The 6,018-nt window shown below is 61.0% G+C and carries 6 protein-coding genes and 1 pseudogene; 4 read left to right on the top strand and 3 right to left on the bottom strand.

Annotated elements, in window-relative coordinates:
- Positions 1-154 precede the first annotated feature (154 nt).
- The 4 genes from merF to E1B25_RS22690 all read left to right on the top strand — a co-directional run bounded on the left by merF (position 155) and on the right by E1B25_RS22690 (position 2,373).
- On the top strand, positions 155-391 hold the full coding sequence (gene merF / locus E1B25_RS21740) for a mercury resistance system transport protein MerF (protein WP_245510823.1): 237 nt from the start codon (positions 155-157) through the stop codon (positions 389-391).
- The gene (merA, locus tag E1B25_RS21735) at positions 388-1,803 is read left to right on the top strand and encodes a mercury(II) reductase (protein ID WP_132831656.1); all 1,416 of its coding nucleotides are present in this window, start codon (positions 388-390) and stop codon (positions 1,801-1,803) included. The genes merF and merA overlap by 4 nt, the downstream gene beginning before the upstream one ends.
- Positions 1,804-1,807: 4 nt before the next feature.
- Positions 1,808-2,170 (top strand): hypothetical protein, encoded by a 363-nt coding sequence (locus E1B25_RS21730; protein WP_132831655.1) that lies wholly within the window; start codon positions 1,808-1,810, stop codon positions 2,168-2,170.
- A 98-nt stretch (positions 2,171-2,268) separates the two neighbouring features.
- Entirely contained in the window at positions 2,269-2,373 is a 105-nt protein-coding gene (locus tag E1B25_RS22690; protein WP_245510822.1) for a hypothetical protein, read from the top strand.
- A 355-nt stretch (positions 2,374-2,728) separates the two neighbouring features.
- On the opposite strand, the gene E1B25_RS21720 is transcribed toward E1B25_RS22690, so the two are convergent.
- The 3 genes and pseudogenes from E1B25_RS21720 to E1B25_RS21710 form a co-directional block, all read right to left on the bottom strand.
- Positions 2,729-4,114, bottom strand: a complete 1,386-nt coding sequence (locus E1B25_RS21720; RefSeq protein ID WP_132831654.1) for an IS1182 family transposase — start codon at positions 4,112-4,114, stop codon at positions 2,729-2,731.
- A 636-nt stretch (positions 4,115-4,750) separates the two neighbouring features.
- Positions 4,751-5,674: a zinc metalloprotease HtpX gene (htpX, locus tag E1B25_RS21715; protein WP_132831653.1), complete on the bottom strand. Its 924-nt coding sequence runs from the start codon at positions 5,672-5,674 to the stop codon at positions 4,751-4,753.
- Positions 5,675-5,888: 214 nt separating this feature from the next.
- Positions 5,889-6,018, bottom strand: a pseudogene (locus tag E1B25_RS21710) (IS5/IS1182 family transposase); the annotation flags it as partial.

Below are 6,018 nucleotides of genomic sequence, written 5' to 3'. Positions count from 1 at the left end.
CCAACATCCCACACTGTGCTCCCCGATAGCCTCGGGGGCATTATCCACATCAGTGTAAGGGGGTCATTTTTGGACGCCGATCACCCCGCTACGGGGTCAATTTTGCATGCCTGTTCACAGGTTATGGCGCATCCCTGGCCGGGGAGAGCGGATCGTGAATGATGCAAAGGCTCCCGACGAGCAGAGCCGGTTGTTGAAAGTCGGCCTTATCAGCACGGTCATTGCTGCCCTTTGCTGCTTCACGCCGGTGCTGGTGATCCTGTTCGGCGCTGTCGGGTTGTCGGCGATGTTGGGTTGGCTCGACTACGTGCTGCTGCCTGCGCTCACCATATTCATCGGCATTACAGTTTACGCGCTCTGGAAGCGCCGGAATTCGGGAAGGCCCTCATGAAAGATAGCAATTCCCCCAAGAACAGGCGCTATGACCTCGCCGTCATCGGCGCCGGTTCAGCAGGCTTTTCCGCTGCCATCACCGCAGCCGAAGCCGGTGCCCGCGTGGCACTGATCGGCGCAGGCACCCTCGGCGGCACCTGTGTCAACGTGGGCTGCGTGCCCTCCAAAGCCCTGATCCGCGCGGTCGAGAGCCTACATCACGCGCGTGCTGCGGCCCGGTTTGATGGAATAGAGGCCGAAGCTCGGGTGATCGACTGGGCTGCCACTGTCGCTCAGAAACAGGCACTGGTCGATGAGTTGCGCACAGCGAAATACGCGGATGTTCTGCCACGGTATGAGAATGTTGATTACGTCGAAGGCCGGGCGACATTCGATGATGAAGGCAAGTTGACGGTCGATGGCAACCCTTTCCCGGCGGCAAAAGTCATCATCGCCACAGGCTCCCGCCCCCACGTCCCTACGATTTCCGGAATCAAGGAGCTCGACACGCTCGACAGCACGACGGCGCTGGAATTGACGGCCTTGCCAGCCTCCATGCTGGTTCTCGGCGCAGGCTATATTGGCGTGGAACTGGCCCAGCTTTTTTCACGGGCCGGTGTATCGGTAACGCTGGTCAGCCGCCGTGGTGTATTGCCCGAAGCGGAGCCAGAGGTTTCAGCGGCACTTGAAGGCTACTTGGCCGACGAGGGCATCCGGCTGGTACGTGCCCGCGCTTATGAACGCGTCTCGAAACGAGATGCTGCCACAGCACTGCATCTCTCAGATGGCCAAGTGCTGGCAGCGGAGCGGCTCGTGGTCGCAACCGGCCGCGTGCCGAACAGTGATGGGTTGAACCTCGCTGCCGCCGGGATTGCGGTGGATGCGCGCGGGGGCATCAAGACCGGCCCTCAGATGCGGACCACCAATCCGAACGTTTGGGCGGCGGGCGATGTAACGGGCCGCGACCAGTTCGTCTATATGGCCGCCTATGGCGCCAAGATCGCCGCCCGGAATGCCGTGGCGGGTGAGATGCGCAGCTACGACAATACGACCATGCCTTGGGTCGTCTTTTCCGATCCGCAGGTGGCCGGTGTGGGGCTTGGTGAGGCGCAGGCCCGCACCGCTGGCCACGAGGTCCTGATCTCTGTCCTCCCACTTGGCGCCGTGCCGCGCGCGCTGGCCGCCCAAGACACGCGCGGGCTGATCAAACTGGTGGCCGAGGTGGGGAGCAAACGGCTGCTGGGGGCGCAGATCATCGCGCCGGAGGGGGCCGACAGCATCCAGACCGCGGCCATGGCGCTGAAGGCCGGGCTGACCTACGAGGAACTTGGCGATACGATCATGCCCTATCTCACCACCGTCGAAGGGTTGAAGCTGGCGGCCCAGACTTTCGAGAAGGACGTGGCTGCGTTGTCCTGCTGCGCGGGGTGAAGGCATGTCAGATCACTCCAGTCACGATTGGCTCAGCACCCGGCGTGGCAGTCTGCTCGCATGGCGGCTCCCGATCGGCGCAATGCTTCTGGCGATCCCGTTTTCCGACGGTCCCAAGACCGCGATCTGGGTCGTCGCGCTGGCATGGATGGGCATCGCCTGTCTGCGCAATGTGCGGCGCTGCGGCCGTGTGCATTGCCTCTATACGGGGTCATTCCTGTTGGCGATGACGCTACCGGTGCTTGCCTATGGTGCCGGAGTGTTGCCGCTGGGCGGTGATGGTTGGCGCTGGCTTGGCCTCGCTGTCGGTCTCGGCGTGACCGCGATTTGGTGGCTTAGTGAACGATTGCTCGGCCAATATCGTTGAGCCTGTCATTGACGCTTCCAACCTCTCGACTTCACGGGAATTTCATGACCGGTACACTTGATCTGCTCTGATCTGATCTGATCGTCATCGGCGCTGGCATGGCCGGGATAAACGTCGCGAAAAAGGCCGCGCAGGCGGGCTGCTCCGTCGCCATCGTGGAACGAACTGCCTTACGGCGCAACCTGCGCCCTGCGGGGCTGTGATCCGAGGAAGATGCTCCGCGTCGGGGCTGAGGCCATCGACGCCGCGAAGCTGCTGAGCGGCAACGGATTGGCAGGTGACACATGGATCGATTGGCCCGCGCTGATGAAGCAAAAGGAAAGCTTCACGGAACCGGCGACACCCTGCATTTAGAGCATGCGACGCGCGGCCCCCACATGTCCAAATGAACGCCATGAGGGGAGATGCCAGTTGCATCTGGCGAGCGTCTGCTTTTGGTGTCGCTGGGGTCTCTCTTGCGCCCGCAGCGAATGACCGCTTTCCGCCGATTCCGTGGAAAAACACCCGTTCGCGGTCGCAGAATTCCGCCGCTTGAGTTGGGCGCGAGTGCCTTTCCTGTCAGGCTTTTCGCGGTTGCTGCGGTGCGGGAAGGATCTTGGCCAGTTTGCGGAGGTTCTGGGCGGTGGCGGCGAGGAGGAATTCGTCATTCGCCCCGCATGGACCACGTAATCGGAGCCTGTTCAGGCCAAGGATCCGTTTCAGATGGGCGAAGAGCATCTCGACCTTCTTCCTCAGCTTCATCGAGATCACGTATTGCTTGGTCTTGGCGATATCCCGAGCAACCTGCCGGGCGTCCTCATGTTCCTCGCGGGTGATCTTGCGCGCGTCGGCGTTTGGGCAGCATCTCGCCTTGGATGGGCAGGCTTGGCAGACCTCTTTCAGGGCGCGATACCGGGCCGTTCCTTTGCCGGTCGGCCCCCGATTGGGGTCAGAGTAGTTACGGCGGAACTGCTTCAACTCGTGGCCTTCTGGGCAAATGTATTGATCGTTCTTGGCATCCCATTCGAAGTCCGCGCGGGTCCAGGTTCCGTCGTTGCGACCCGACTTGTCCAAAACGGGGATATGCGGGGCAATCTTGCGGTCGACCAGCTGACCCAACATCGGCGCGGTGCCATAGGCGGTGTCGGCGATCAGGCGCTCAGGATGCAGGTCGAACTTGGTCCTCACCCGGCTCAGCATGGTCTTGGTCGATCCGACCTCGGCCTGACGAATGGACCTTGTGGCGTCCACATCCAGGATGACACCATGGTCGGTATCGATCAGGTAGTTGTCGGAATAGCTGAAGAACGCCGGGCCCTTACGGGCAGCGGTCCACTGGCTAGCCGGGTCGGAATGCGAAGTGAACTTGGGCTGCACCTCGCTGGCAGCGCCAAAGGCGGCCTCGTCCAAGGTATCGAGATACTCGCGCACGGCTCGGGGCGCGTCGGTCGAGTTGATCGTCGATGCATCCCAGTCTTCCTTCGGCGTCGAGTTCTGCTTGTTCGCATCCGCCTCGATCAGGCTGGCGTCGACCGCCATGCGCTGGCCGCTGACCAAGCCTTCGGCGATGCACCGCGCGACGGTCGTTTCGAGCAGATGTCGCAGCAGTTCGCTATCGCGAAAACGACCGTGCCGGTTCTTGGAAAATGTCGAGTGATCCGGAACCCGATCACTCAGGTCGAGGCGGCAGAACCACCGGTAAGCAAGGTTCAGATGCACCTCTTCGCAGAGCCGTCGCTCAGACCGGATGCCGAAGCAATAGCCGACCAACAGCATACGGATCAGAAGCTCGGGATCGACGGATGGCCGCCCCGTGTGGCTGTAGAACTCCGCGAGGTAGGCACGGATTTCGGTCAAATTAACAAAACGGTCGATGGAGCGCAGCAGGTGGTCCTGCGGGACGTGATCCTCAATTGAGAACTCGTAGAACAGTGCGCCTTGCGCCTCTTGCTTCGGTCCCAACATCGCAGTTCCCCCCACAGAATAAGGGAAATTGAATCAGCGACTGGCGCTCAAATCAACAAGAGTTTTTCAATAAAATACGCCCATTGCCGCCGCATACACCAGAAGCAGCTAGCGGCGATTTCCCGCCCCAAACGAAAACTCTTGATGGCACATCACCGCAACGAAATGCCGCTTTGGGTCACCCCTGACCCCAAGGTTTTTGTAAGAGAGTCGCCGCTAAAAGACTGCCCGCAAGACACTAGCGGCGATCCCCAGGTGCTATGTCGCCTTGAAGTTCCGGCCTGACCCGGAGACCAGCCTGCCCGTCTTTGCAGAGCGTCAGGCGGAGTACAGCCGCTTGTTCGACAAAACGGCACAGGCACAGAAGGCGGCAGCCGCGAAGAACACGGGCACAGCCCGCCGCAGATAGGGGGCAGGATGGCGGATAGCCCCAGGCGCTTCTTCCTAAGCCGTTGGCGGAAAATGATTTTCTGGAAGTAATGGCTGGGGTGGTAGGATTTTGAGCTAACTAATTGTTATTATTTATAAATCTAAGGAATCTTAGTATATGATGTCAAGCTTTGGATTTCGGAAATCGTGGCGATTGACAGTCTGTGAAGTAAAATACCCCGAGAATATTTCCACATGAGGGCTGGTTTATGACCAAGGCCCCTTCGTTCCGCGCTTCCGGATCTTTGGCACACGGCTGACCGACAAGGGTTGCGCGGCGGCGCGCCCAGCCTGCCGGGATTGCCCTGCCATGGCCCGCAGGACGGCGATGCGGTTTTCGGTTGCGGGGTGGGTTGCAAAAAGACTGTCCCGCTTGTGCCCATGCAGCGGGTTGATGATGAACATATGCGCCGTCGCCGGGTTGCGCTCGGCCGCGTCATTGTCGATCCGCGCCGCGCCCATTGCGATCTTCTCCAGCGCCGCCGCCAGCCACAACGGCTGGTCGCAGATTTCGGCGCCCGCCTTGTCGGCGGCGTATTCCCGCGTCCGGCTGATCGTCATCTGCACCAGTGCCGCCGCAAGCGGCGCGAGGACCATCATCAGAAGCGTGCCGACCAGCCCGAGACGTTCCCGTGACCCACCGAAGAAAAGCGCGAAGTTGGCCAGCATCGAGATCGCACCGGCAAAGGTCGCAGTGACGGTCATGATCGCGGTATCATGGTTGCGGATGTGGGCCAGTTCATGGGCGATCACGCCGGCCAGTTCCTCGCGCGTGAGGCTGCGCATCAGGCCCGAGGTCACCGCCACCGCGGCATTGGTGGGGTTGCGCCCCGTGGCGAAGGCATTGGGCTGTGGCGTGTCGATCAGATACACCTTGGGCTCGGGCAGGCCCGCGTTCCGGGCGAGCTGTGCCACCAAGTCATGCAGGCCCATCCTATCCCGGGGCGTCACCGGCTGGGCATTGTTCATGCGCAGAACCATTTGGTCCGAGTTCCACCAAGTGAAAGCGTTCATCCCCGCCGCGACCACCAAGGCGATCACCGCGCCGCCGGATCCACCGATCAGATAGCCCACGCCCATGAAAAGCGCGGTCATCGCCGCCATCAGCACCGCTGTTTTCAGATAGCCCATCCTTGTCTCCGGAACCTCATCTCGCACCGACCAAAGAGATATGGCGTGGAATCCGAGGAGCGCAAGTCTGTGCGATCAAGCTCAACCGGTGGTATTGTTGCAACAGAGCCAACCAAATTCCCTTACCTTCCGAAGGGTTTTGGAAACTACTAAGTGAGACGGCGCTGTTTCACAAATCAGCTGATTACCGCAGTTCCCCTTTCCCCGGACACACTTATCCCAAGGCCACGGTGACCGGGATGCCGAGGGCCGTGAAGCGGTTCATGAGCGCCGCACGGATCTGAACTTCGGCAACCTGGCGGTCGAAGTCGCGGGACATCAGCCTCTGTCCGAGCAGCTTCACG

The organism is Antarcticimicrobium sediminis (assembly GCF_004348975.1).
GTDB classification, from domain to species: Bacteria; Pseudomonadota; Alphaproteobacteria; order Rhodobacterales; family Rhodobacteraceae; genus Antarcticimicrobium; species Antarcticimicrobium sediminis.
This window is presented reverse-complemented; position numbering and strand designations above follow the sequence as displayed.

Bases quoted from the DNA above. Each gene is read 5' to 3' on its own strand.
- merA (WP_132831656.1), top strand. From the start codon at position 388: ATGAAAGATAGCAATTCCCCCAAGAACAGGCGCTATGACCTCGCCGTC.
- htpX (WP_132831653.1), bottom strand. From the start codon at position 5,674: ATGGGCTATCTGAAAACAGCGGTGCTGATGGCGGCGATGACCGCGCTT.
- E1B25_RS22690 (WP_245510822.1), top strand. From the start codon at position 2,269: ATGGCCGGGATAAACGTCGCGAAAAAGGCCGCGCAGGCGGGCTGCTCC.
- E1B25_RS21730 (WP_132831655.1), top strand. From the start codon at position 1,808: ATGTCAGATCACTCCAGTCACGATTGGCTCAGCACCCGGCGTGGCAGT.
- E1B25_RS21720 (WP_132831654.1), bottom strand. From the start codon at position 4,114: ATGTTGGGACCGAAGCAAGAGGCGCAAGGCGCACTGTTCTACGAGTTC.